This window comes from Marispirochaeta aestuarii, from assembly GCF_002087085.1.
Taxonomy (GTDB): domain Bacteria; phylum Spirochaetota; class Spirochaetia; order JC444; family Marispirochaetaceae; genus Marispirochaeta; species Marispirochaeta aestuarii.
This window is the reverse complement of the sequence record NZ_MWQY01000070.1, coordinates 1-428: the sequence shown is the minus strand read 5'-3', so window position 1 is coordinate 428 and position 428 is coordinate 1. Positions and strand designations below refer to the sequence as shown.

Sequence of the window (428 nt, the reverse complement as noted above, 5' to 3'; positions counted from 1 at the left end):
CCAACGGCCTGACCGAGAGAAGCGAATACGACAGCTACGGACGGCTGAGCGCCGTTTACACCCCCTACGACGAGAGCATCCCGGCAGTACACTACGCCTACGAGCATGCCGGGGATGCGTACCGGCGGAGCATAACAGAGAACAAGATCAGCACGGACCCGGAAAACGGGGAGACCATCCGGACCATTCTAGCAATCGACGGCCTTGGCCGAACAATCTACAGCGCAAAAAGCGGTGTGATGACCGATGAAAACGGAAATGGCGAAACAGGCTGGAACGTAAGCGGAGCAGTCCGCTACGACGAAAAAGGACGGAGCATCGAAGAGGGGCAGCCCGGATTCAGCCCCGGCCCTGATGACCCTGTCCCCGCAAGCATGCGGAACGGGACGGTGACGGACTACGACATTCTGGACAGGCCCATACGGGTG

The 428-nt window shown here is 59.8% G+C and carries 1 protein-coding gene; it reads left to right on the top strand.

What is annotated here, in order from left to right; genetic code table 11:
- The coding region (locus tag B4O97_RS19570; protein ID WP_158084411.1) for a hypothetical protein at window positions 1–428 on the top strand (428 nt) is incomplete at both ends.